Genomic DNA, 24,219 nt, shown 5'->3' with positions numbered 1-24,219 from the left:
ATCACGTGGTCGGTGGTTCTATGTCCGAGTCGAGCCTCTTTCCGGACAGTATTGTCCGGGTCGTGGGATGACCCTCACCCAGCCTGTCCCGGGCCCTGCGCGCCGCCTCCGCCGCCAACTGCCCCGCCTCCTCAGTGCGGCCCATCGCCTTCAGGCTCAGGCCCAGGTTGGACGTGATGCTGATGGCGTCGTAATGGTCGGGTCCGAGGATGTCGAGGAAGTGGCGTCGCGCCCGCCGGTCCCACTCGACCGCGCTTTCCAGGTCGCCGGCCAGAGCGAGGTCGTTCGCGTGATTGATCATGCAGCTGAGGCTGTACGGGTGACTCTCCCCGACCACCCGTGACATCTGGTGCAGCGCCTTGTGCGACAGGTCGCGTGCGGAGTCGATACTCCCCGTCAGCCGCCGGTAGACGGAGAGATTGGTGGCGCAAGCCAATGCGACTGGGTGTTCCGCGCCCAGGTAGGTGCTGTAGCGGTCCATTGCACGCTCGGCCAGCTGTCGTGCCCGCTGCGGCTCTCCGAGCGCCGCCAGGTCGCAGGCGAGACCGCAGGCCGCGGCGAGCGTGTCCGCGTGCTCCGTGCCGTGTGCTTCGACGTACCGGGAGTGGATGTCCTCGTCGATCTTTCTCGCCTGCTCGTAGTCGCCGGCCCGGCGCAGGGCCACGGCGAGGTTGCGGCGCGTCCTCAGCGTCTCCATGTGGCTGTCCCCGAGCGTCTGCTCGTACCACTGGACCGTGGTGCGCAGCAGCTCCAGGGCCTCGCGCAGACTTCCCGTCTCCCGCAGGTCCCGGGCGTAGTTGCTGGCGAACAGCAGGGAGTAGAAGTTGTCCCGGCCGCGGGCCTCGCTCTGCTGCCGGTAAGCGAGTTCGTGGAGGTGCAGGGCCGCCCGACGATCGCCCGCGAGGTACTCCGACATACCCAGGTTGCTGGTGTACATCAGCGTGCGCGGGTGGTCGTCGCCGAGGGTCCGCAGGGCTCCGTCGAGGGTCTGGCGGTCGAGCTCCCGGGCTTCGAGGTAGCGGCCCAGCGCACGCAGGTCGGCCGCGACGTTCCCGGCTGCGGCCAGCGTGTGCGCGTAGTCCGGGCCCTTTGTGCGGTGGAACCGCTCAAAGGTGTCTCGGTCGATCTCGTACGCCCTCTCCAGCCGCCCTCTGGAGCGGAGCACGTTGCCGAGCTGGATGCGCAGCATCAGGGTCTGCGGGTCGTCGGGGTGTCCGATATCGCATTCTTTCCAGTGTTTCAGTGTGCGCTCCGCGAGTTCCTGGGCGTCAGTGTGCAGCCCGCGCTTCCACAGGTAGCGCACGGAATCGGTGACCCACTTGCGCACTTCGGGGTCCGAGCTCTCGGCGGCCAGGCTGGGCCCCAGATGAGGTAGAAGTTCCGCATAGCGGTCCCAGTCACCGGGTACGTCGGGGTCGCCCGGGTCGGCGTCCACCAGAGCGGCGTGCACGACACCGCGGGCCTGTGGTGTGCGCGCTTCGTCGACTTGGTCGCGGATGACTGCCTGTACCAGTCGGTGCACCGTGAGGGTGGCGCTGCTCTGGTCGCTCTTGGCCAGGCCGAACCGGTTGATCGCCCGGACGAGTTGAGCCACCGCCATCTCGTCGCGCGGCTCACCGGAAGGCAAGGTGAGCGCCTTGGTGACGGCCTTGCTGTAGAGCAGTCGCAACGGAATGGGGTCAGGGCCGAAAAACGAACAGATCTCCAGCATCTCGGCCGCTGCCTGGTTGACCCGGCGCAGCTCGTCCACTGCCAGGTTCCATGTCGCCGCGGCGGAGTGGGGGTAGTCCCGCTCCGGCAACTGGGTCGTCTGCAACACCTCAGTGAGGCGGTCCTTGAGCAGCGTCAGATAGGTGGCCACCGGCATGCTGCTCTCGCTGAGCCAGACTGCGGCCTGGGCGACGGCCAGCGGCAGGTCCCCCAGTTCCCTGGCCACCGCCTCGGCGTCGGAGGCCGTGAGCCCCGTGTTGAGGCGGTGCAGCAGGTCGGTGCTCTCCTGACGCTGGAACACCTCGACCTCGACCAGCCCCGCGTCGTTCACCCACGTCCGGTCGCGAGAACTGAGCAAGACGTGTCCGCCGGGCGGACCCGTCGGGATAAACGCCGCGAGTTGCTCGGGGCGTCCGGCGTTGTCGTACACGAGCAGCCAGCGGTCGAAAGGCTCCCCCCGCCGCAGCGCCCTCAGCACCGACTCCGCGGTACTCACCATGTCCTCGCCGACCTCCAGTCCGAGGCGCGGCGCGAGGTCGGCGAGGGCCGGGCGGATCAGGCCGGGTTGCGCGGCGGTGACCCACCAGACCACGTCGTAGGCCGCTTTGAAGCGATGAGCGTACTCCTGTGCGATTTGTGTCTTTCCCACTCCGCCGAGCCCATAAAGAACCTGTGTCGTGCTACCGGAAGTGAAGCCGTTGCGTAGCCGCTCCAGCAGAAAGCCTCGTCCGGTGAAGGAAACGTTCCTGGAAGGAACGCGCTGCACTGCGGGGGACGTTCCGGGAAATGGTGGGGCGGGGGAGCCGGGAACCGGTGCGACGCTGCCCGGGACGCGTGCGCGGCGCACCGGACCGACGACCGACAGTAACTGGGTCTCCGCCTCCTCGGGGGTGCAGTGGGTGAGGTCGGCGGCGAACCGGCCCCTGAAGGGGTCCCGGGCCGTGGTCTCGAACTCCTGGACGCGTACCGCCAGCAGTGACCCGTCGGCGCTCTCATGACCTCTCAGCTGCTTCCAGATGTCCTGGGCGCGCCGCTGCAGCATGTACTCGGGCGAGAGCAGGGCGAGCAGCCGTCCACGCCCCTTCAGGACGGGGGCGACCTCGGGCAACGCCCCGGCGCCTGGCTCGGCGGTGCTGTGCAATGAAACCTGGTAGCCGATCCCCTCCAGCCGGGCCGCGATCCACTCCGCCCACATCCGGTCGGCCGAGGCATAGCTGACGTGGATGCGCGGCCATGACGTCCTGGGGTCGAGGTAGGCGGCGCGCATCCGCTGCCGTTCCTCCTCCGGATGGGGGACGAGGGACCGCACCCGGCCGTCGGTGATCCACGCGGTAAGCCGTTCGAAGGCCGCGAGCAGGTTGCCCGGCTGAGAGGGCCGGTCCCGGACCGTGGCCGGGATCTCGGCGTAGGCGTAGTACTTCTTGTAGGGGATCTCGACCTCTCCCCAGTACTGGTCGTGCTCCGCTTCGGACAGCCAGGAGAGGAACGGCCCGAACTCGGCCCGCGCCAGGTCCCGGCCCCATTCGAGCAGTTCCTGTTCGCCGTCCTCGACCCGCATGGGGACCGGCAGGATACGGACGGGGTGGCGCACCTCGGAGGCCACCGACTGGGCGATGTCCAGGCCGCCCTCGATGCTCTGGTGGTTCAGCACGAACCCGTCGACGAGGACGTCCGGCATCACGGTGGTGCAGATCCCGGAGATGTCGCTGACGCCCGTTCGGCTGTCGATGAGGACGTAGTCGTACGAGGCCTTCATCTCCTCCCGCAGCACCTGGAGGAAGGAGCCGCCGCCCAGACGTTCGTAGAACGCGCGCCAGTTGAAGCTGGTGACGTCGGCGGAGTACGAGGGGGACATCCGCCCGGCAGGCAGGAAGTCGAGCCGCCCACCCCCGGGGAAGCGCAGGTCCAGGCCGGTGGTGCGGGGGCCGAGGCGTGCGTGGGAACGCAGTTCGTCGTCACTCATCACGGTGGCCTCGGGGCCGGGTCCCGGCGGCTCACCCGGGCGTATCACCTGTCCGGCGAAGGAGTTCACCATGTTGATCAGGCCGTCGGTGTCCCGCAGCTTCGGGTCCAAGAGGAAGGGGCGCAGATACCGGTGCAGCCCGGGAGCCTCGAGGTCCCAGTCGACCAGCAGTACCCGTTTGCCGCTGCTGGCCATGATCCAGCCGACGTTGACGAGGGCCATTGTGCGGCCGGTGCCACCTTTGTACGAGTAGAAGGTGACGATCCTGCCGGTGTCCTGAGCCTCGGCCTCAGAGCTCATCGTCCTGGTCCTTCTAAGGAGGCGAACGACCCGGGCGGCTCGGTAGGATCGTCCGTGCTGGAGTGGGGTGTGTACGGGACGCTCAGTCCCGGCATGGGCGGCGCCGACGGCCCGGCGGGGAGCCGGCGCGGAACGGCCTTCTCCATGAGACGGTTCTGGGCGACGACCACCATGCGGGCCAGCCGGTCCTCGAACCGTTGTCGCTCGACCTGTACTTGGAACAGCGGGTCATAGGGGTCGTTGCGCCGCATCCAATTGCGTTTGAAGACCTGCTGGAGGTCGGCCCACAGCGTGTCGTCACCGGACTCCTCGTCCGTCTCGTGACACGGCACGAGGACGCCGGTGACCGGGTGGTTCTGCCGGTCGTAGTCGGACAGCGGAGTGCGGTACCGGCTTTCCCGGGCGGCCCACGCGTCGACCAGCAGCACGGATGTCTGGTTGTTGTGCACGGCCTCGTCGAGCTTGTCGCCGAGCCCGTGATCGATCACTTCCAGGGTGCTCGTGCACCCCTCGTCGATGATCACGCGCTGAGCCCGGTAGGCCACGGTGGGATGGACCGGAGGGTGGTACGGGGTCCAGTCGAGCGGTGAGGGCCCGTAGTACTCGTGCCGCTGCCGGCCTTCGGGCAGCGGGTCGGTGACACCGGCGGCGATGAAGACTCGGACGTGACCCGTGGTCCGGCTGCCCGGCCCCGCGGGTTCCCGTCCTTCGAAGGGGCTGCGCACGGTCCCCAGGTCGAGGCCCTGCGCACGGGGCAACCGGAAGAGATCGGCCACGTGCTGCACCCGTTTCGCCACGAGTTCCAGGACGGCACGGTAGGCACGACCTCCCGGCGCGGAACGCAGCAGCCCCATCAGGCCCTGCTCCAGGTACTCCTGGCCCATAGGCGGTTCGAAATACTGGTACTTGCTGATCTCCGGCGGCATCGCATGGTGCAGGGGGCCCCACAGGACAGGTATGAGCGCCGGCACCTCTATGTCGGTCTGCTCGCGATATCTCAGCAGCCGGGATTCGAAGGCGGCCCATTCCTTGCCGCAGTAGAGACTGTTGACGTAGGCGGGCGAGCACAGGGCCACCAGGGCTCGACAGTGGCCGATCTCGTTGCCGAGCGCGCTCTCCCAGTCCATGCCCAGGCCAAGGCGCTCGATGTCGAGGAATGGCTGTTGTCCGCTGCAGTCGGCGCCCAGACGGACCAGCTCCGCCACCAGGTCGTCGTAAAAACGACGCACGAAGGCGCTGCCTCGGTCGTCCCTGCGTGCGTAGCTCAGGAAGAAATAAGGCTCTCGCTCCAAGGCACCCCCCGGCCGTCACATCCGGCCGCAGGCGTTTCACCGCGCCTGTGAGCCGGATGCGTGCGTGGCAACGTGATACCCGGTTGGGCGGAGGCTCAACTCACCTTGGGGGAACGGATCGTTGTTGGCCGAAAGGCGGCGAGGAGAACTGCCGACGGGTCAGACAAGCGCCGAGGCGAAGGCGGCGAAGCTCTCGCCTGAGGGGAACCGCACCTCTTGGAGCACCGACGCGAGGACCGTGTCCGGCAAATTCTCCAAAGTGTCCATGGACAAGTCAGTGATGTCCACCAGGTCCGAGACGTACTCGGAGTCGCTCGTCTCTGTCAGCACCTGTAGTGCCCTTCTCCCTCGCACGTGCCACGCCAGGGCAGCGGGCGACGGGACAGAGCCTAGTGCCAGAGCGGCTCTGTGGCGCACCGGGGAGGCCCGGAGTCGGGGCGACATCCCCCGCGGAGACGGCCGGGGCCGCCACCCCCCACAGGAGAGGCCCCGGCCGTCGCGCGGCACGGGCCGCGCGGCGGCCCGTACTTCCTTCAGCGCCATCCGTGCGGTTTCTGTCACACCCCGCCGTCACACCTCACCGACACACCCACCCCACCCCGCCGACACACCCACCCCCGATCACGACCCGGCCGCTTTTTGTACGGACATGGACGAGCAGCGGTTTCAGGTCGTAACGTGCCTTTCGCGCCGGGCGCGGATGTTGAATGATCAACGGGACTCTCCAGCGATCATCACCGCCCTCGACGGCTCGAAGCGGCGACCATCGATCGCGACCATGTATTGAGGATTCACGGGTGCTGGGGGACGACGCGGAGTTGACTGCCGCGGTGCTTGCGGCACAGGACGGGGACGAGACCGCGTTCCGTACTGTGTACCGCGCCGTGCACCCGCGGCTGCTCGGATACGTCCGGACACTGGTCGGCGATCCGGACGCCGAGGACGTGGCCTCCGAGGCCTGGCTCCAGATAGCCCGTGACCTGGACCGCTTCGACGGCGACGCGGACCGTTTCCGCGGCTGGGCCGCCCGGATAGCCCGCAACCGCGCCCTGGACCACATACGGATGCGCGGCCGCCGCCCCGCCATCGGCGGTGACGAGACCGAGCTGACCGGCAAGCCCGCCGAGTCGGACACCGCGGGCGAGGCCATCGAGGCGCTCGCCACCGGCACCACCCTCTCGCTCATCGCCCGGCTGCCCCAGGACCAGGCCGAGGCCGTCGTACTGCGCGTGGTGGTCGGCCTGGACGCCAAGACCGCCGCCGAGACCCTGGGCAAGCGTCCGGGCGCCGTACGGACGGCCGCGCACCGGGGTCTGAAACGGCTCGCCGAACTCCTGGGCGCGGATCCGGAATCCGCCGGTGCGCTCGATGCCCTGCCGCCCCAGAGAGAACCGCAGGACCGTGCGGTGACGTCCGCGACTGTGACGCATATGCGTCCGCGGACGCAGAAGGACATGTGATGGCCGACGAGAGCTACAGGTGGCTGGACCTCGAGACAGCGGAGCGGTTGCTGCGCGGCGAGCCACTGGAAGCCGTCGACGAGGCCACCCGCGACCAGGCCCGACGCCTCGCCGAGACGCTGGCCGCGCTGACCGCGGAACCCGCGCCGACCAGCACCGAACTGCCCGGCGAGGAGGCCGCGCTGGCCGCCTTCCGCAAGGTCCGCGCGAACCGTGCCGACGACTGGGTGAGCCCTCCCGCACAGGACCGGCACCGGGCCGGGGGCGACCCCGCCGACGCCGGTCTCGTCCGCATCGGCGCTCCCGGTCCGAAGGCCGCGCCGCCCCGTCGGCGCCGCCCCGCGCACTTCGCCCTGGCCGCCGTACTGGCCGCCGGCGTGGTGGGCGGAGCCGCGATCGTGGCCGGAACCGGAGTCCTGGCGCCGTCCGGCAACGACGAACCGGAGCCCGGCTCCTCGGTGTCGGCGGACGTCTCCCCGGACCACCCCCTCGTCTCGCCCTCGCCCCGGGGCCCCGAGGTCGCGCCCTCGCCCGGGGGTTCCCCGTCCGGCGTGGCCGGCTCGCGCGACACCGCCCGCGGTGACACCGGCGGGGCCCGCGGCTCGGCCTCCGACGGCCTCGACGGCCGTCCCGGCAGTGGCGTGAAGTCCGCCCTCGCGGCCTGCCGCGACCTGCGCGAGGGCAAGGAGCTGACGCCGACCCGCAAGCGCTCCCTGGAGGGCGCGGCGGGCGGCTCGCCGCGGGTGTGGAACTACTGCAAGGGCGTCCTGTCCGCGGCCGGTGCCGGGGCCGGCTCCGACGACCGCAAGGGCGGCCGCCGGGGCGAGGACGGCGACAAGAACGACGGCAACAACGACGACAAGAGCGACGACAAGCACGGCGACCACGACAAGAGCGGGCACGGCCGGGGTGACGGCGACGGGAACGGCGAGGGCGACCAGGACGGCCACAACGGCAGCCAGTTCATGGCCCCCCGCAGCACCGACCCCACCTCCGGCACCCCGCTCGTCCCGAGCCGGGCAACGATGTCACCGAGCCCCGGGCCGGCCCCGGAGCCGAGCCCGTCGTACAGCGCACTCTGAGCTTGCCGAGACCCGGACCCGGACGATCATAAAGCGCTGACCTGCGCCTTTCATCCCCACCGCGATTCCCGCCCCGCTGGGTGTGACGTTTTCGGTCGCCGTGGCGCAGTACTGAGTGAGCCGACTGGTCATCGGCCGTCGCACAGAGCCGGGGTTCCCCCCGTACCTACGGCTCGTGCACCTCGGCGCGGGCGGGACACGTTCCCCCGGTCCCGTCCGCGCCCCTAACTCCTCCTCGCGCACCTCACCAGTGGACGACGACCTTGTCGCCGTTCCGCACCTGGGCGAACAGGTCCGCGATCGCCGCCTCGTCCCGCACGTTGACGCAGCCGTGCGAGCCGCCCGCGTAGCCGCGGGCCGCGAAGTCGGCCGAGTAGTGCACCGCCTGGCCGCCGCTGAAGAACATCGCGTACGGCATGGGGGAGTCGTAGAGCGTCGACACATGGTGCCGTGACTTCCAGTAGACGCTGAACACACCCTCCCGGGTCGGTGTGCCCACCGAGCCGAATCGGACCGACACGGTCATGACCGTCCGTCCGTCGATCATCCAGCGCAGGGTCCGGCTGGTCTTGCTGATGCACAGCACCCGCCCGGTCAGACACCGCGGGTCCGGCGCGTCGGCCGGCTGCCCGCCCATCAGGTACAGCTCCCACTTGCCCGGCTCGTGCGTCATCGCCTTCAGCCGCTTCCAGGTGACCGTGTCGGTCTTCCCGGTCCTCGGCAGCCCGCGCTTGCCCTGGAACCCCTTCACCGCCCGCTCGGTGAGATCGTCGTACGACCCCGTCGGGCCGTCGTAGAGCCAGGCGACCTGCCGCAGCCGGGCCTGGAGCTCCCGCACCCCGCGCCCGGAGTCGCCGCGCGACCACAGCACGGCGGCGGGCGCGGCGGAGCTGCTCGGCGGTGCCGTGCCGGGCGGTGCCGCACCGGCCCCGGGATCCTCCTGCGTCGGTGGCGTGCTGCGCTTCGGGACCTCGATCCGCACCGGCAGCCGCCGCTTGCCGTCGCCGCCGTCCTCGCCGGTGCCCTGCACCGTGCAGCCGCAGGCCAGCGCCAGGACCAGCAGTGCCGCGAACCCTCGCCCCATGCCCGTAGTACGCATCCGGACCCCCTGCCGTCTCACCGACATCCCCTGGATGTCTCCCCACCCGCGCCCGGTCGCGAACGACCCGGCGGCGATCCGCCCGGGACCGCAATACCGTGGTGGGCATGACGCGTGAGTCGGAGTCCGGACTGCCCATCGAACCCGTCTACGGTCCCGAGGCCCTGGACGGCTGGGATCCCTCGGAGAAGCTCGGTGCGCCGGGCGCGTACCCCTTCACGCGGGGCGTGTACCCGTCGATGTACACCGGCCGGCCCTGGACCATGCGCCAGTACGCCGGTTTCGGCACGGCCGTGGAGTCCAACGCCCGCTACCGGCAGCTGATCGCCCACGGCACCACGGGCCTGTCGGTAGCCTTCGACCTGCCCACCCAGATGGGCCACGACTCCGACGCCCCGATCGCGCACGGCGAGGTCGGCAAGGTCGGCGTCGCCATCGACTCCATTGACGACATGCGGGTGCTGTTCGACGGGATCCCGCTGGACCAGGTGTCCACGTCGATGACGATCAACGCGCCGGCCGCCCTTCTGCTGCTCCTGTACCAACTGGTCGCGGAGGAACAGGGGATCGCCCCGGACCGGCTGACCGGCACGATCCAGAACGACGTGCTGAAGGAGTACATCGCGCGGGGGACGTACATCTTCCCGCCGAAGCCCTCCCTCAGGCTCACCGCCGACATCTTCAAGTACTGCGGGGCCGAGATCCCGAAGTGGAACACCATCTCGATCTCCGGCTACCACATGGCCGAGGCGGGCGCCTCGCCCGCGCAGGAGATCGCCTTCACCCTCGCCGACGGCATCGAGTACGTCCGTACGGCGGTCGCGGCCGGCATGGACGTCGACGACTTCGCGCCCCGCCTCTCCTTCTTCTTCGTCGCCCGTACGACGATCCTGGAGGAGGTGGCCAAGTTCCGTGCCGCCCGCCGGATCTGGGCGCGCGTCATGCGCGAGGAGTTCGGCGCGCGGAACCCCAAGTCCCTGATGCTCCGCTTCCACACCCAGACCGCGGGCGTCCAGCTGACCGCCCAGCAGCCGGAGGTCAACCTGGTCCGGGTGGCCGTGCAGGGCCTCGCCGCCGTCCTCGGCGGCACCCAGTCCCTGCACACCAACTCCTTCGACGAGGCGATCGCCCTGCCGACCGACAAGTCCGCCCGTCTCGCCCTGCGCACCCAGCAGGTGCTGGCCCACGAGACCGACGTGACCGCGACGGTCGACCCGTTCGCCGGCTCGTACGCCGTCGAGCGGATGACCGACGACGTCGAGGCGGCCGCGCTGGACCTGATGCGCAAGGTCGAGGACCTGGGCGGCGCGGTCGCCGCGATCGAGCACGGCTTCCAGAAGGGCGAGATCGAGCGCAACGCCTACCGCATCGCCCAGGAGACCGACTCCGGCGAGCGGATCGTGGTCGGTGTCAACCGCTTCCAGCTGGACGCGGAGGACCCCTACGAGCCCCTCCGGGTCGACCCCGCCATCGAGTCCCAGCAGACCGAACGCCTGGCCCGGCTCCGCGCCGAACGCGATCAGTCGGCGGTGAACGCGGCCCTCGCGGCCCTGAAGAAGACGGCCGAGGGCGAGGACAACGTCCTCCGCCCGATGAAGGACGCCCTCAGGGCCCGGGCGACGGTCGGCGAGGTGTGCAACGCACTGCGTGAGGTGTGGGGCACCTACGTTCCCTCGGACGCGTTCTGAATGCGACACTCGTCCACATGTTCGGTGTCATCGACCTCCCCACCTACCTGGCCGGCCTCGTCCTGATCGTGCTGCTGCCCGGCCCCAACTCGCTCTACGTCGTCTCCGTCGCCGCGCGCCGGGGCGTGCGGGCCGGGTACACCGCCGCGGCCGGGGTGTGGTGCGGGGACACCGTGCTGATGACCTTGTCCGCGGCCGGGGTGGCCTCCCTGTTGCAGGCCAACGCCGTGCTGTTCGGGATCGTGAAGTACGCGGGGGCCGGGTATCTGACGTGGCTCGCGGTCGGGATGCTGCGGGCGGCGTGGGGGCTGTGGCGGTCGCGGCGCTCGCCGGTCGCGGACGCGGAGATCTCCGACGCCGGTCCGGGTGAGCGGCCGTATCGCCGGGCCCTGGTGATCAGCCTGTTCAACCCCAAGGCGATCCTGTTCTTCGTCGCCTTCTTCGTGCAGTTCGTCGATCCGGGGTACGCCTACCCGGCGGTCTCGTTCGTCGTCCTGGGCGCCTTCGCCCAGCTGGCCAGCTTCCTCTACCTCACCGCGCTGATCTTCGGCGGGACGAGGCTGGCCGACGCGTTCCGCAGGCGCCGGCTGCTGTCCGCGGGGGCGACCTCGGCGGCGGGCGCGCTGTTCCTCGGCTTCGCCGTCAAGCTGTCGCTCGCGAGCGCGTGATCCCCCGGCCGAGATAGCCCGCCAGCTGTGCGGCGTCCTCGCCCGCCCAGCCCACATAGCCGTCCGGACGCACCAGGAACAGTCCCTTCCCGTACGACGGCTGCTCGTCACCGGTGACCACCCGCACCGGCTCCGGCAGTTCGGGTGCCTCGACGCCGACCGCGACCAGCGTCCAGTGCGGGCCGCGGAACGCGTCGAAGAGCCGTACCCCGGCCAGCTTGCCGTCGGGGGCCCGGTCGCCCGCGCGGAGCCCGGCCGGCTCCGTGCGGGTCTCCTCGGTCAGGGACGAGTCCCGGTATCCCAGGCCGAGCTGCCGGGTCGCGTCCCCGCGGCGGATCTCCCCGCGGTGCACGCCCGTCGAGATGCCGAGCATGTGCGCGGCGACGGGCCTGCGCTCCTCCTCGTAGGTGTCCAGCAGGGCGGCCGGGGCCCCGGACCGCAGGACCGCGCCCAGCTTCCAGCCCAGGTTGTAGGCGTCCTGGACGCTCGTGTTCAGCCCCTGGCCGCCCGCCGGGGAGTGCACGTGGGCCGCGTCGCCCGCGAGGAGGACGCGACCGGAGCGGAAGGCGTCCGCGAGGGCCGCGCGGGGTCGGAAGTCGGAGGCCCAGCGGACCTCGGTGACGGACTCGGGGGCGAGGTGGGAGCGGGCCGCGACGACCTCGCGGATCGCGTCGGGGGAGAGGTCCACCCGCGTGCCCTCCGGGAACTGGGCCACGACCTGGAAGTCCTCCGTGCCGGCCAGCGGGCAGATCGCGAGGTAGCCGGCGCCCTCGCCGCGCGGCGGGAAGACATGCCAGTTGTCCCGGTCCAGGCCCGCGATGCGGACGTCCGCGACGAGCATCGGGTTCGGGTCGACGGTCTCCCCGGTCATGCCGATCCCGAGCGTCCGGCGCACGACCGAGCGGCCCCCGTCGGCGGCGACCACGTACCGGGCGCGGACGTCCTCGCCCGTCGCGAAGCGCACGGTCACGCCGTCCGCGTCCTGCTCCAGGCCGACGACCTCCCGTCCGAAGGACACCCACCCGCCGAGCTCGACCAGCCGTGCGAACAGCACCTCCTGGGTGCGCCACTGCGGCACCATCCACGGGGCGTTGTACGGCGAGTCGTCCGTCACCTCGACCGGGTCGAACATGTGGTGCTCGCCCACCCGCTCGCCGTCCTGCCAGATCATCCCGACCGGGTACGGGCCGCCGACCGCGAGGATCGCGTCGAGCACGCCGAGGTCGTCGAAGACCTCCATGGTGCGCGGCTGGAGGCCCTTGCCGCGTGAGCCCGGGAAGAGCCGGTCCGCCTTCTCCACGACCAGCGCGTCCACGCCCCGCCGGGCGAGGTCGATGCCGAGGGCGAGGCCGGTGGGGCCGGCGCCGACGACCAGTACGTCCGTGTTCATGCCTGCTCCTTAACGCTGTTAAGTGCCGTCGGCTCCGAGCGTGCCCTTAACGCTGTTAAGCTGTCAAGCGTGAGTACGGAGAAACGCCCGCCCCTCGACCGCGCCCGGGTCGCCGACACCGCCCTGAAGCTCCTGAACGAGGTGGGGCTCGACGGCCTCACCCTGCGGGCCATCGCCAGGGAACTCGACGTCAAGGCGCCCGCCCTGTACTGGCACTTCAAGGACAAGCAGGCCCTGCTCGACGAGATGGCGACCGAGATGTACCGGCGGATGGTCGCGGACACCGACCTCGATCCGTCCGACACCTGGCGGGAACGGCTGCTCAAGGCCAACCGCGGACTGCGCACCGCCCTGCTCGGCTACCGCGACGGCGCCAAGGTCTACAGCGGCTCACGCTTCACGGGGCTGGTCCACGTCGAGCAGATGGAGGACACCCTGCGCCTGTTCACGACCGCCGGATTCACCCTCGCCCAGGCGGTCCGGGCCCAGTCGACGACGTACTACTACACCCTCGGCTTCGTCACGGAGGAACAGGGCGTGGAGCCGCTGCCGGGCGAGCGCCGGGAGGGCTTCGACGTGACGGAACGCGCCCGCCGGATGGCCGACTTCCCCCTGTCGGCAGCGGCGGGCGCGGAGATCTTCCAGGACTTCGACCGGCACTACGAGGAGGGCCTCGCGCTGGTGCTGGCCGGGATCGAGCGGCAGTACCGGCCTAGCGGGTCGTGACCTCGCGTGCGGCGCGGGTGGCGAGGGGGAGCGGCGCGGTTTCGGAGGGGGCTTGGGCGGCGGCGGGTGCCGTGTGGTGCCGGGAGTGCGGGAGCGGGGGCGCCTGCCTCTTCTGCTCTCGCGCCCGCGCCGCCGGGATGGAGCGGCAGTGCCGGTCTACCGGGTCCTGACTTTGCGTGCGGCGCGGGTGGCGAGGGGGAGCGGCGGGGCTTCGGAGGGGGCTTGGGCGGCGGCGGGTGCCGTGTGGTGGCGGAAGTGCGGGAAGGGGGGCGCCTGCATCTTCTGCGCTCGTGCCCACACCGCGAGGATCGAGCGGCAGTACCGGCCTAGCGGGTCGTGACCTTGCGTACCGCGCGGGTGAGCGCCGGCGGGAGCAGGTCCACGGCGATGCGGCGGGCCGGGGAGCGGCGGGGCTTCGGAGGGGGGCTCGGGGCGGCCACCGGCTCCACGTAGTGCCGGGAGCGTGGGAACGGCGGTGCCTGCATCTTCTGTGCCCGCGCTCGCACCAGCCGGTGACCGGCCGCCTCCTGGACGCTCAGGCCCACGTCCGTCCGCTCCCGCAGCATCGCGAGGAGCTCCTCCTGGACCGGCTCCGGATCGCCCCAGGTGGCGTACAGCTTCTGCGTGCTGAGACAGATCGGCCGCAGATCGCGGGTGAGTACCGCCTCCCACACGGCGACCGAGACGCCCGGGGTGTGCTCGGAGCGGAAGTCGTCCAGGACGACGATCCCGTCGGGGAGCAGGATCTCGCGGGCGGCGCCGATGTCGCCGTACACGTGCTCGTACAGGTGCGAGGCGTCGATGTGGACGAACCGGCAGGTGCCCGGTGCCACTTCGCCGGGGACCACCGAGGTGGGCCCCTCGATCACCCTCGGCAGAGTGTCGTGGAAGGAGAGGTAGTTCCGCTCGAAGGCCTGCCGGGTCAGGGAGGCGTACGACTTCGTGGTCTCCGCGCGGTTGGCGCCGTCCGGTGCCTCGCCCCCGAACAGGTCGCACACCGTGAACCGCTCGCCGTCCCGCAGGTGCTGCCCGAGCAGGATCGCGCTCTTGCCCAGGTACGCGCCCAGTTCCAGCAGGTCACCCGGCTTCTCCTGGCGCTGCAGGAACCAGCTGAACAGCATCTGGTCGAGCGGCGGGAACCACCCGGGCACATCGCGGAGTTCACCGGGATACCTGTACGTGTGCTGTGCGTCACCCATGAGACCAGTGTGCTCATCCAGCGGCGGCGCAGCGGTCGGCGAAACGAACGTCGGGTGAACAGCGTCAGAGCGTCCTGTTGAGCGCGGTCCGCAGCCGCGGGCCCAGTCGCTCCTCCACGAAGCGGTTCAGCAGCCAGGCCAGGGTCAGCATCGAGGCGATGGTCAGGGCGAAGGTCACGGCCGACGGCAGGCCCAGATCGCGGTGGAGGACCTTGATCACCACCCAGCCCAGGTGTTCGTGCACCAGGTAGAAGGGGTACGTCAGCGCCCCGGCGACCGTCAGCCAGCGCCAGTTGGCCCAGCTCAGCCAGCCCAGCGCGATCGCGGCGACCGCGAGGAAGCCGAAGGCGACCACGAGCACGATGCCCAGCGAGGTGCGGTGCGCGAAGGCGTGGGGGTCGGAGACATTCCACAGCGACCGGACCGCGTAGTGCTGTCCGATCAGGAAGCTGACCACCACGATGCCCCACGCGTACACGTCCCGCCGGTCGCGGTGGACGAGGTAGAGGCCGACCCCGCCGATGAAGAAGGAGGCGTACTCGGGCATGAACACCGTGTCGAGCAGCGGCTGGTGCGCGGTCTGGGTGATCGCCGCCGCCAGCGTCCAGCCGGCGCAGAACATGATCACCCGGCGCCGGGACGCCCCGGGCAGGACCACGCACAGCGCGAACAGCGCGTAGAAGCGGACCTCCGCCCACAGCGTCCAGCAGACGCCGAGCACCCGGTCGACGCCCAGCGGCATCTGGAGCATCGTCATGTTCACCATGACATCGCTCGGGGAGAGCGCCTTTTGGGCGACCATCGGCAATGCGAACACCGCCGTGACCAGCAGAACCGCGGCCCAATAAGCGGGCAGCAGCCGGGCGGCACGGGAGGCGAAGAACGACTTCAGGGGACGCCCCCAGCCGCTCATGCAGATCACGAATCCGCTGATCACGAAAAAGACCTGGACGCCGAGGCAGCCGTAGGAGAAATAGGTGTGCAGCGTCGGGAACTGGTGTTGCGCGGAGGCTCCCCAGGACCCGGTGACCTCGCCGCCGCGGCCGCCGTAGTGGTACGCGGCCACCATCAGCGCGGCCACCAGGCGCAGTCCGTCCAGGGCCCGCAGCCGGGTCTCGCGTGGGCGCGGTGCGGGCAGTTCCCCGTCCGGCCGCCGGGGCAGGTCGGGTGCCGGCCGGACGGTCATGCTGGTCACGGATATCCCCTTCGCAAGCTCTGAAGAGCCTAAGTCACTCCTGTGGATGCGCCTCAGCACGTTAGTCCGAATCACGACGATGTCTTACGCGCCGAGTCAACGATTGGCCTTCTGGTCCCGGTGAGTTCACCTGAAAGTCGTTTTGGCTTCCTAAGTTCGCCCGGAATCCCCCCACGTCGCAGTAAACCCGTGAACTTGCCTTTGCTTTGGCAAGAAAACAACAGGAGAGTCATGACGACGGTCCAGAAGAGGCGTGCACGCGCGCGTGGAGGGGAGCTGGACGACTGTCTGCGGGCCTGCGCGGCCCACAGCGGCAAGGTCGTCGGGAGCGTCGACCGCCGCCGGGTGGAACTCGGCGAACAGCTGCGCAAGCTGCTCGTCGTCTGGGGCACGACCGCCACCGCCGCCCCGGCCACGTCCGCCCCCTCCGGTGCGACCGCCCTGCTGAAGCGCGCCGTCAAAGGTGCCCCGACCCCCACGGCGAACATCCCGGCCGAACTGCTCGACGCGCTGCTGGCCGTCGGCAACAAGGCCCTGGAGTGCGGCTACGACGACGAGCTGAACCTCGCCCTGGTCATCAGCGACACCGTCCTCGCCCAGCGGAGGAACTCCCGCGCCGGCTGGCGGCTGCGCGCCCGGCTCCTGGAGGCCCTCGGCGAGGAGGCCGAGGCGCTGGAGGCGTACGAGAAGTACCTGAGCCTCACCGACGACGACGGCTTCGGTGTCCGCGCCCGCATCGCGGGCCTGCGCATCGCGGGGGAGAAGGAGCGCGAACTCCTCGAACTCCTCAAGGGTCAGGTCCCCGGCGCCCGCGCCTACGCCGACCGCCCCGCCACCGACGTGTGGGCCGAGGGCCTGACCGCGCACGCCGTCGGCGACTGGGCCGAGGCCGAGCCCCGGCTCGTGGGAGCGCTCCTCTCACTGGCCGGCGAGAACGCCCCCGTGCAGGAGCGGCAGGAACTGCTCAGCCAGTACCTCGACCTGCGCTCCACCGAGGACACCGACCGCGCGGCGCTCACCCGGGCGGTCGAGCTCTACGCCGAGCAGCGCCGCAACCGCATGCGCGGCCCGGTCGAGGATCCCACCGTCGGCGGCGTGCAGTGGATCACCCTGGGCGAGTTCCGCAACCAGATCGCCGGCAAGTCGATCTGTCTGATCGCCAACTCCGGGCGCGTGGCCACGAGTTCGCTGGGCGCCGAGATCGACGCGTACGACCTCGTCGTCCGCTTCAACTCGTACCGGCTCGACCCGAGGCACACCGGTGGCCGCACCGACATCCACGTCACGATCCACAAGCACGGCTTCAACTGGGACCAGCGGGTCACCACCCGCCTCGTCTTCGGCGGGGTCTCCGGCGACTGGAAGTACTCGCTGCGCAACCGCCTGGTGCCCGGCGCCCAGACCTACCTCGGCGACGAGTCGCTGCGCTGGCCCCTGCGCAACATCGGCAAGGTCACGACCGACGTCTGGTCCGGCATCCCGACCTCCGGCTTCAACATGCTGTGGCTGCTGGACTTCCTCGACGTGAGCCCGAAGCTCGACCTGATCGGCTTCGACTTCTACGAGAGCGGCGCCTACCGGGTCCCGGAGGCGATGAAGCTCGCCATCACGTCCGTGCACGAATACACCAGCGAGAAGGCATGGGTCATGGAGCGGGCCCAGAGCGTGACCGACATGAGGATCTCCCTGCGATGACCATCAACTCCCTCACCGGGACCGCCGCCCCCCTGGCCCCGGTCACCGACGCGCACGCCCTCACCGGCAAGCGGAAGATCGCCTTCGCCAGCTTCGTCGACGAGAACTACCTGCCCGGCTTCCTCGCCCTGCTGCGCAGCCTCGCGCTGACCAACCCGGACGTGTGCGAGGACTTCGTCGTCCTCTACGACGACCTGCGCCCCGGCTCGATCGCGCGGATCCGCGCCCTGCACCCGCGGATCGTCCTCAGACGCGTCGACGCCGAGCGCTACGACTCGTACAAGAAGGGCGACCAGGACAACTACCTGGTCCGCAAGGCGTACTTCATCCTGGACGTCTTCAGGATCCGCGAGTACGACACCATCATCACCCTCGACACCGACATGGTCGTCCTCGGCGACCTCGGTGAACTCCTGAGGCTGCGCGAGGGACTCGCGGCCGTCCCGCAGTTCTTCTACGGGCAGCACAAGCTCAACTCCGGTCTGCTGGTCATCCAGCGCGAGTACCTGAGCGACTCCTTCTGCGCCCAGCTCGACAAGTGCGGCCGCTCCGGCGACTACGAGCTCGACAAGCACGACCAGGGCATCCTCAACGCCGTCCTGGACGGCGACTTCGTGCGCCTCGACGCCCGCTACAACTTCGTCAAGCGGCGGCTGTCCGGTGACCTCCCGGTCCCCGACGACACCGCGATCCTGCACTTCACCGGCCGCCACAAGCCCTGGCAGGGCGGTGAGGCGGGGTACAGCAAGGCCGAGGAGCGCTGGCGCGAGTTCGAGCTGTCCGACGCCGAGTTCCAGGCCGCCTACCTGGATCAGCAGACAGCCCTGCACCACGACCTGGTCGTGCACTACGGCACCCCGCACGTCGCCCGCACCGGAGACGTCGAGGCCGCCCGCAAGGTGGCCGCCGCCCACATATCCGCCGGCGACTACCAGGACGCCGTCGACATCCTCGGCAGCGTCCGCATCCCGCTCGACGAGGCGTGGCCGCACGAGGTCCTCGGACACGCCCTGATGAGCGTCTCCCGCTACGACGAGGCGAGGACCCAGCTCCTGCTGGCCTCCGCCGCCCCCAACCGGGCCGCCACCGCCTACGCCCGCCTCGCCCAGATGGCCTGGGTCCACGGCGACAACACCGAGGCCCTGCGGTACGCGACCGCGGGCACGGCCGTCGACCCCACCCACCGCTCCAGCCGGCTGTGGGCGCAGCGCGCCTCCGCCGTGCCGTCCCAGGAACTGGGCGCCCCCGAGGACCAGTTGGCGCACGTCGCCTTCTACATGGACCGGCAGGGCAACGCGGGCGACAAGCTCCTCCCGGAGAGCGTCCGCTCCGCCTTCGGCCCGGACACCACCTCCCGCCGCTGGCACTCGGTGCACGCCCACCGCCTCTTCGACGAGGCCGCCCTCCAGCGCGTCAACCGCCGGCGCGGCCTGGTCATCGGCGGCGGCGGACTGTTCATCCCGGACACCATGCCCAACGGCAACAGCGCCTGGCAGTGGAACGTCCCGGACGAGCTCCTCAAGCGCGTCGACGTGCCCATCGCGGTCTTCGCCGTCGGCTTCAACGCCTTCGACGGCCAGTCGTACCGGGCGAACCGCTTCCGCGACTCGCTCCGGCTCCTCGTCGAGAAGTCCGCCTTCTTCGGACTGCGCAACCACGGCTCCATCGAGAAGGTGCGGGCCATGGTCCCGTCCCACCTCCACGACAAGATCCGCTTCCAGCCCTGTCCGACCACGGTCACCCGCCAGCTGGTCCCCGGCTGGCAGGACCCCGGCAAGCGCGACGACACGATCCTCATCAACGCCGCCTACGACCGCGCGGGTCTGCGCTTCGGCCACGACTACGGCTACTTCCTGGCCCAGATGGCCAAGGCCGTCCGTGACCTGGGCGAGCTGGCCGAGGTGCAGTGCGTGGCGCACTCCCTGGACGACGAGAAGATCGTCTTCGACCTGCGGCGCGAGCACGGCATCTCGATGCCGGTCATCCCGATGTACGACTTCGAGAACAAGGAGATCCTCGACCTCTACGCCCGCACCAAGCTGGTCATCGGCATGCGCGGCCACGCGGGCATGATTCCCTTCGGCTGCGGCACCCCGATCATCAGCCTCATCTCGCACCCGAAGATGGCGTACTTCCTGCGGGACATCGAGCGGCCCGAGTGGGGCGTCTCGGTCCACGACCGCCACCTCGCCGACCGGCTGGTGGAGCGCTCGAAGGACCTGCTCGCCGACCACGACAGGACGGTCGCCGACGTCCACGGCCGCCAGCAGGAGCTGTGGAAGGTCACCGAGGCCAACGCGGCCGACCTGCGGGTCCTCCTGGGCGGCTGAGCACACCATGACGACGACCCTGGCCGACGGCACCTCCGTACGGCCCACCGCGCCCAGCGGCCGCCGCTCACCCCTCAGGTGGGCGGCGGTCGCCGTGCCGTCCGCGGCCGCCCTGGTGTACACCGTGCTCACCCGCGGCCTCACCGGCGACCTCCACTACGTCCTCGCCGCCCTGCGCACCGGCCGGGCGGCCGGTTACTCACCCTCCGAGGTCTTCACCCACCGCCCGTTCTTCTACCGGTGGTTCGTCGCCCTCCTCGACCGGCTCGCCTTCTTCGGAGGCACGGCGGTGCGCGAGGCGGTGATGAACGCGGCGGGTGTCCTGCTCGCCGCCGCCGCGGCCTACGCCCTGTACGCGGCCCTGCTGCGCCGGACCACGGTCCGCGAGGCCGCGCTGACGGCCGGTGCCACCGGCCTCGTCCTGGCCCTGGCCCCCCGCAACGACTTCCTCCAGCCGGAGTGGACGGCCGTCGTCCTCACCGTGTTCGGCGCCGCCGCGGCCCTCGGCCCCCGGCGGCCCTGGCCCGCGGCCCTGCTCGCCGCGCTCCCGCTCGGCCTCGCGGTGATGATGAAGTACTCCACCGCCGCGACCGCCGCGATCGGCGTGCTCCTCGTCTACGCGGTCGACCGGGGCCGGGCCGTACGCGTCACCGCGGTCGGCATCCCGGCGGCTCTGGCCCTGTTCGGGCTGAGCGTCCTCGCGGGCACTCGGGAGTGGCAGTGGACCGAGGACATGCCGCAGATCAACCAGTCCGCGCTCAGCCGGACCGGCATCCACCCGCACTTCATCCTCGAACGCACGGTGGACTTCCTCGCCGACCGCGCGGTCACCAGCCCGGTGCTGCTGCTCGCGCCGGGCGCCCTGCTGCTCGTCCTGACCCGGGTGCGCGGCCGGCTGCGCCGCACCGAACTCCTCGTGATCGCCGCCCTCATCGGCCTCGCCGCCCAGGCGGTCGTGGTCGTACAGGGCAACTGGTTCCTCTACCACGGCGCGCAGATGCCCGTCGTGGCGGCGGTCCTCTGGGGTGTCGCGGTGGGCGGCGCCCGCAGATCCCCACCGTGGTGCTTCGGGGCCGTGTCCCTGCTGTACGGCGTCCTGCCCGTGGTGTACGCCCAGCTGCCCGGCAGGTTCCAGCGGCCGTGGGAGGTCTGGGCGGCCGGACTGGTCGCGCTGTTCGCGGCCGCGCTGGACGTCCTGCTGGAGAAGCGGCTGCGGAACCGCTCGGCCGTCCTGGTCGCCCTGTCCGGCGTCGTCCTGCTGGCCGCGAGCATCTGGCCCGGCTCCCCGCACCTGGTGCTGCACGGCAAGGTCACCGTCACCGGCGCCGGGTACCTGGAACAGCAGCGGCGCACAGCCGAGGAGGTCGACAAGATCGCCGCCCAACTGCCCCCCGGCGCCCCGGTGCTGTACCTGGCCTTCGGGGAGACGGCGTACGACCTCGACCACCCGGCCCGGTGCCGCTACCCGATCGCCACGTTCCTCCAGCGCACCCGCTATCTGCCGGACGTGGCCGAGCTGAAGTCGTTCAAGGAGAACGCCGACTGCGTCGACCACGATCCGGCCCCGTACGCGGTCCTTGAGCGGCCCTGGTTCCAGCCGGGCCACGTGGACCCGGAACTGTGGCGCCGGGTCACCGCCGTGTACGACTGCCCGACCGGGAGCCCGGGGGAGCGGCTGGTGCTGTGCGTCAGGCGTTGAGCCCGAGCGCGGCGGTGACCTCACGGGCCATCGCCACCGAGTAGCTCTGCCCCCGGTCCTGGGGGTAGATCTGGGCCATCGTGGCCAGCGTGACCCGGCTCATGGGCGTCTCATGGGCCGGGATCAGCGCCCGGTACTCGGGCGTCACCACCGGCTGGGCGAACCCGGCCTTCGAGAAGTGCCAGGTCTGGATCCAGGACCGGTCGAAGGCCGGGTTGATGCGCTTCAGATACGGCACGAACTCGTCGAGCAGCTGACCCGGGTCCGTGGTGAACCGCCGGTCCTCGCGCTCCACGTAGTTGCCGACGTAGAGGATGTGCCGGCCGCCGTACACCGACGGGTCGATCATCTTCGTGTGCTCGACCACCGCGAGGAACGGGAAGTCCGGCTCGTTGATGTTGAGCCAGTAGTACGGGATCGCGCTGCGGTCCAGCTCCAGGACGAAGCAGGTGGCGCCCAGGTACTGGTTCTTCCACACCGCGCTGTCGTCGGGCAGCCCGGCCGCCTTCGCGAAGGCGGGCTGCGGGGTGGTCACGATCAGCCGGTCGAAGGCGTACGACGATCCGTCCGCGCAGGTCACCATGGCCTCCTCGGCCCCGTCCTGCCGGATCGACCTGACCGACTTGCCGAACTCGACCTTCCCGCCGCGCTCCTCGATCCCGTCCTTGAGCGCCGCGTAGACCCGCTCGAACCCGCCGTCCACATAGCCGAGTTCGAAGGTCCGGCAGTGGATCCGCGCCCACAGCCACGCCATCGACACCTGTTCGGCACGGTCGCCGAACTTGCCGCGCAGCAGCGGCTCCCAGATCGCGGCGGTGGCCTTCTTCCCGGCCCGCTTGCGCAGCCAGGCCAGTGCCGTGAGGTCGTTGTAGCGGTCGCCGCCGTTGCGGACCGCCTTCAGCACGGCCGAGGAACCGGCGAAGCGCAGGGCGTCGACCGGGCCGAACTCCGGGAAGCGCAGCATGTCGAGGGGCGTGGTGAAGTCGATCAGCTTCCCGCCCCGGTAGATGCCGGTGGTCGGCTTGTGGAAGCGCAGCGCGTCACCGAGCCCCAGCTCCTCGATGAGCGCGATCATCGCCTTGTCGCTGCGGAAGATGTGGTGGTAGTAGCGCTCCAGCGGAACCCCGCCCACCTCCAACGACGCGGCCAGACCACCGAGTTCGTCGGCCGCCTCCAGGACGGTGACCTGGTGTCCGGCGCGTACGGCGTCCCAGGCGGCGGTGAGGCCGGTGGCACCCGCGCCGATGATGCCGAGGTTCATGCGAAGCTCCACTTTCTGTTGAGCACGAACTGGAGCGCCAGGACCAGCGGCAGCGAGGCCGCCTTGATCAGGTTGGCGTCGATCCCCAGGCCGTCGGTGAAGGCGAGGAAGAGCAGGTTCGTCAGGGCGATGCCGGTCAGGCCGACGGCGTAGAACCGCAGGAAGCGCACGACCAGGCGGTCGCGGCGCTCGAAGGTGAACCGTGCGTTCAGCACGAAGTTGTTGGCGATGCCGAGCGTGGTGCTGATCGCGTTGGCGAACTGCTCGTTCATCCCGGCCGCGTTGTGCAGCAGCAGGAAGACGACGAGGTCGAGGGCGACCCCGCTGCCGCCGATCAGGGTGTAGCTGAGCAGTTGCCGGGAGAGCCGTCGGGGGGCGGGCGCGGTGGTGGTCCCGGGTGCCGTGGTGTCAGCGCTCACCGTCGCCGCCGATCACGTCACGCACCAGGTACAGCGGCCGGCCCTGCGCCTCGCTGTAGATGCGCCCCACGTACGCGCCGATGACGCCGAGAGACAGCATCTGCGTGCCGCCCAGGAACAGCACGACGCACATCATCATCGTCCAGCCGGAGACGGTGATGTCGGGGCGGAAGAACTTCATCGCGAGCGCGTAGAGGATCCCGAGCAGTGACAGCGCGAGCACCACGAAGCCCAGCCGGGTGATCATCTTCAGCGGGGCGGTGGAGAAGCTGGTCATGCCGTCGATGGCGAGGCGGGCCATCTTGCGCAGCGGGTACTTCGTCTCGCCCGCGAAGCGTTCGTCGCGGTCGAAGGCCACCTCGGTCTGCCGGTAGCCCATCGAGGCGACGATCCCGCGGACGAAGCGGCTGCGCTCCCGGTACTTGCGCAGCTCGTCCGCGACCCGCCGGTCAAGGAGGCGGAAGTCCCCGGTGTCCAGCGGGATGTCCACGTCGGTCGAGGAGCGCAGGACCCGGTAGTAGAGGTGGGCGGTGGCCCGCTTGAACGCGGTGTCCTGCCGGGAGCGCCGACGGGCGTGCACGATCTCGGCACCCTCCCGCCAGGCGTCCACCAGCTCCAGGCTGACCCGCGGCGGATCCTGAAGATCGGTGTCCATCACGATCACCGCGTCGCCCCGGGCGACGTCCAGACCGGCCGTGATGGCGATCTGGTGCCCGAAGTTGCGGGCGAAGTCGACGACCCGGACCCGCGCGTCCTTCTCGGCGAGATCCTTCAGGATCTCCAGCGAGCCGTCGCCGGAGCCGTCGTTGACGTACACCAGCTCGAAGTCCAGCTCGGGGCGTTCGCCGAGCGCCGCGGTCAGCTCGGTGTGGAACGCCGTGATGCCGTCCTCCTCGTTGTAGACCGGGAGGACGTACGAGACGAGGGAGCGGCGCACGGGCTCCGGTCCCGGAGGCGTCAGCTGCGCCGGGACGACATCGGGTATGCGCGGTCGAATGTCCTGCTGGGGCATTCGGAGAAGCTATGGAAGGTCTGTGAACTTC

General features: G+C 70.4%; 18 protein-coding genes. 8 read left to right on the top strand and 10 right to left on the bottom strand.

All coding sequences use genetic code 11. The features are described from left to right. Position 1: 1 nt before the first annotated feature. The 3 genes from fxsT to fxsA all read right to left on the bottom strand — a co-directional run bounded on the left by fxsT (position 2) and on the right by fxsA (position 5,595). The gene (gene fxsT, locus ACFULQ_RS09325) at positions 2-3,973 is read right to left on the bottom strand and encodes an FxSxx-COOH system tetratricopeptide repeat protein (RefSeq protein ID WP_383540381.1); all 3,972 of its coding nucleotides are present in this window, start codon (positions 3,971-3,973) and stop codon (positions 2-4) included. After that, positions 3,970-5,202, bottom strand: coding sequence for an FxsC protein (gene fsxC, locus ACFULQ_RS09320; RefSeq protein WP_383540378.1), 1,233 nt, complete (start codon positions 5,200-5,202; stop codon positions 3,970-3,972). The genes fxsT and fsxC overlap by 4 nt, the downstream gene beginning before the upstream one ends. A gap of 222 nt (positions 5,203-5,424) precedes the next feature. After that, positions 5,425-5,595: an FxSxx-COOH cyclophane-containing RiPP peptide gene (gene fxsA, locus ACFULQ_RS09315; protein ID WP_383540375.1), complete on the bottom strand. Its 171-nt coding sequence runs from the start codon at positions 5,593-5,595 to the stop codon at positions 5,425-5,427. A 467-nt stretch (positions 5,596-6,062) separates the two neighbouring features. On the opposite strand from fxsA, the gene ACFULQ_RS09310 reads away from it, so the two are divergent. Both ACFULQ_RS09310 and ACFULQ_RS09305 read left to right on the top strand, forming a co-directional pair. Then, complete coding sequence (locus ACFULQ_RS09310) at positions 6,063-6,725, top strand: RNA polymerase sigma factor (protein ID WP_383540372.1); 663 nt, start codon at positions 6,063-6,065, stop codon at positions 6,723-6,725. Further along, positions 6,725-7,807: a hypothetical protein gene (locus ACFULQ_RS09305; protein WP_383540369.1), complete on the top strand. Its 1,083-nt coding sequence runs from the start codon at positions 6,725-6,727 to the stop codon at positions 7,805-7,807. The genes ACFULQ_RS09310 and ACFULQ_RS09305 overlap by 1 nt, the downstream gene beginning before the upstream one ends. A gap of 244 nt (positions 7,808-8,051) precedes the next feature. On the opposite strand, the gene ACFULQ_RS09300 is transcribed toward ACFULQ_RS09305, so the two are convergent. Then, the gene (locus ACFULQ_RS09300) at positions 8,052-8,906 is read right to left on the bottom strand and encodes a L,D-transpeptidase family protein (protein ID WP_383540366.1); all 855 of its coding nucleotides are present in this window, start codon (positions 8,904-8,906) and stop codon (positions 8,052-8,054) included. A gap of 107 nt (positions 8,907-9,013) precedes the next feature. Here ACFULQ_RS09300 and ACFULQ_RS09295 point away from each other — a divergent pair, with 107 nt between their 5' ends. Next, complete coding sequence (locus ACFULQ_RS09295) at positions 9,014-10,594, top strand: methylmalonyl-CoA mutase (protein ID WP_383540363.1); 1,581 nt, start codon at positions 9,014-9,016, stop codon at positions 10,592-10,594. A gap of 17 nt (positions 10,595-10,611) precedes the next feature. After that, positions 10,612-11,262: a leucine efflux protein LeuE gene (gene leuE / locus ACFULQ_RS09290; protein WP_383540360.1), complete on the top strand. Its 651-nt coding sequence runs from the start codon at positions 10,612-10,614 to the stop codon at positions 11,260-11,262. On the opposite strand, the gene ACFULQ_RS09285 is transcribed toward leuE, so the two are convergent. Beyond that, positions 11,237-12,652: an FAD-dependent oxidoreductase gene (locus ACFULQ_RS09285; RefSeq protein ID WP_383540358.1), complete on the bottom strand. Its 1,416-nt coding sequence runs from the start codon at positions 12,650-12,652 to the stop codon at positions 11,237-11,239. The two genes, leuE and ACFULQ_RS09285, sit on opposite strands and share 26 nt — an antisense overlap. A gap of 69 nt (positions 12,653-12,721) precedes the next feature. Between ACFULQ_RS09285 and ACFULQ_RS09280 the strand changes: the two genes are divergently transcribed. Continuing rightward, complete coding sequence (locus ACFULQ_RS09280) at positions 12,722-13,378, top strand: TetR/AcrR family transcriptional regulator (protein WP_383540356.1); 657 nt, start codon at positions 12,722-12,724, stop codon at positions 13,376-13,378. 326 nt (positions 13,379-13,704) lie between these two features. On the opposite strand, the gene ACFULQ_RS09275 is transcribed toward ACFULQ_RS09280, so the two are convergent. Then, positions 13,705-14,577, bottom strand: a complete 873-nt coding sequence (locus ACFULQ_RS09275; RefSeq protein ID WP_383540353.1) for a class I SAM-dependent methyltransferase — start codon at positions 14,575-14,577, stop codon at positions 13,705-13,707. Between the two features lie 64 nt (positions 14,578-14,641). Then, the gene (locus ACFULQ_RS09270) at positions 14,642-15,763 is read right to left on the bottom strand and encodes an acyltransferase family protein (protein ID WP_383540563.1); all 1,122 of its coding nucleotides are present in this window, start codon (positions 15,761-15,763) and stop codon (positions 14,642-14,644) included. Between the two features lie 240 nt (positions 15,764-16,003). Here ACFULQ_RS09270 and ACFULQ_RS09265 point away from each other — a divergent pair, with 240 nt between their 5' ends. From ACFULQ_RS09265 to ACFULQ_RS09255, 3 genes are read left to right on the top strand one after another with little or no spacing between them, the layout of a single operon-like run. After that, positions 16,004-17,467 carry a glycosyltransferase family 29 protein gene (locus ACFULQ_RS09265; protein WP_383540350.1) on the top strand — a complete coding sequence of 488 codons (1,464 nt, stop codon included), beginning with the start codon at positions 16,004-16,006 and terminating at the stop codon, positions 17,465-17,467. After that, positions 17,464-19,797, top strand: a complete 2,334-nt coding sequence (locus tag ACFULQ_RS09260; protein ID WP_383540348.1) for a glycosyltransferase — start codon at positions 17,464-17,466, stop codon at positions 19,795-19,797. The genes ACFULQ_RS09265 and ACFULQ_RS09260 overlap by 4 nt, the downstream gene beginning before the upstream one ends. Before the next feature lie 7 nt (positions 19,798-19,804). Continuing rightward, on the top strand, positions 19,805-21,496 hold the full coding sequence (locus ACFULQ_RS09255; RefSeq protein ID WP_383540345.1) for a hypothetical protein: 1,692 nt from the start codon (positions 19,805-19,807) through the stop codon (positions 21,494-21,496). On the opposite strand, the gene ACFULQ_RS09250 is transcribed toward ACFULQ_RS09255, so the two are convergent. The 3 genes from ACFULQ_RS09250 to ACFULQ_RS09240 are packed head-to-tail and all read right to left on the bottom strand — an operon-like array spanning position 21,486 to position 24,188. Continuing rightward, positions 21,486-22,757 (bottom strand): NAD(P)/FAD-dependent oxidoreductase, encoded by a 1,272-nt coding sequence (locus ACFULQ_RS09250; RefSeq protein WP_383540343.1) that lies wholly within the window; start codon positions 22,755-22,757, stop codon positions 21,486-21,488. The two genes, ACFULQ_RS09255 and ACFULQ_RS09250, sit on opposite strands and share 11 nt — an antisense overlap. Next, a complete protein-coding gene (locus ACFULQ_RS09245) occupies positions 22,754-23,176 on the bottom strand; it encodes a GtrA family protein (RefSeq protein WP_383540340.1) in 423 nt (140 codons plus the stop codon). The genes ACFULQ_RS09250 and ACFULQ_RS09245 overlap by 4 nt, the downstream gene beginning before the upstream one ends. Then, positions 23,166-24,188 (bottom strand): glycosyltransferase family 2 protein, encoded by a 1,023-nt coding sequence (locus tag ACFULQ_RS09240; protein ID WP_383540338.1) that lies wholly within the window; start codon positions 24,186-24,188, stop codon positions 23,166-23,168. Before ACFULQ_RS09240 ends, ACFULQ_RS09245 begins: the two co-directional genes overlap by 11 nt. Between the last annotated feature and the right edge of the window lie 31 nt (positions 24,189-24,219).

This window comes from Streptomyces sp. NPDC057253 (genome assembly GCF_042669125.1).
GTDB lineage: Bacteria > Actinomycetota > Actinomycetes > Streptomycetales > Streptomycetaceae > Streptomyces.
The sequence above is the reverse complement of the archived record's forward strand: the minus strand, read 5'-3'. Positions and strand labels throughout refer to the sequence as shown.

Bases quoted from the DNA above. Each gene is read 5' to 3' on its own strand.
- fxsT (WP_383540381.1), bottom strand. From the start codon at position 3,973: ATGAGCTCTGAGGCCGAGGCTCAGGACACCGGCAGGATCGTCACCTTC.
- ACFULQ_RS09305 (WP_383540369.1), top strand. From the start codon at position 6,725: ATGGCCGACGAGAGCTACAGGTGGCTGGACCTCGAGACAGCGGAGCGG.
- ACFULQ_RS09300 (WP_383540366.1), bottom strand. From the start codon at position 8,906: ATGCGTACTACGGGCATGGGGCGAGGGTTCGCGGCACTGCTGGTCCTG.
- ACFULQ_RS09295 (WP_383540363.1), top strand. From the start codon at position 9,014: ATGACGCGTGAGTCGGAGTCCGGACTGCCCATCGAACCCGTCTACGGT.
- leuE (WP_383540360.1), top strand. From the start codon at position 10,612: ATGTTCGGTGTCATCGACCTCCCCACCTACCTGGCCGGCCTCGTCCTG.
- ACFULQ_RS09285 (WP_383540358.1), bottom strand. From the start codon at position 12,652: ATGAACACGGACGTACTGGTCGTCGGCGCCGGCCCCACCGGCCTCGCC.
- ACFULQ_RS09275 (WP_383540353.1), bottom strand. From the start codon at position 14,577: ATGGGTGACGCACAGCACACGTACAGGTATCCCGGTGAACTCCGCGAT.
- ACFULQ_RS09270 (WP_383540563.1), bottom strand. From the start codon at position 15,763: ATGACCGTCCGGCCGGCACCCGACCTGCCCCGGCGGCCGGACGGGGAA.
- ACFULQ_RS09265 (WP_383540350.1), top strand. From the start codon at position 16,004: ATGACGACGGTCCAGAAGAGGCGTGCACGCGCGCGTGGAGGGGAGCTG.
- ACFULQ_RS09260 (WP_383540348.1), top strand. From the start codon at position 17,464: ATGACCATCAACTCCCTCACCGGGACCGCCGCCCCCCTGGCCCCGGTC.
- ACFULQ_RS09255 (WP_383540345.1), top strand. From the start codon at position 19,805: ATGACGACGACCCTGGCCGACGGCACCTCCGTACGGCCCACCGCGCCC.
- ACFULQ_RS09250 (WP_383540343.1), bottom strand. From the start codon at position 22,757: ATGAACCTCGGCATCATCGGCGCGGGTGCCACCGGCCTCACCGCCGCC.
- ACFULQ_RS09240 (WP_383540338.1), bottom strand. From the start codon at position 24,188: ATGCCCCAGCAGGACATTCGACCGCGCATACCCGATGTCGTCCCGGCG.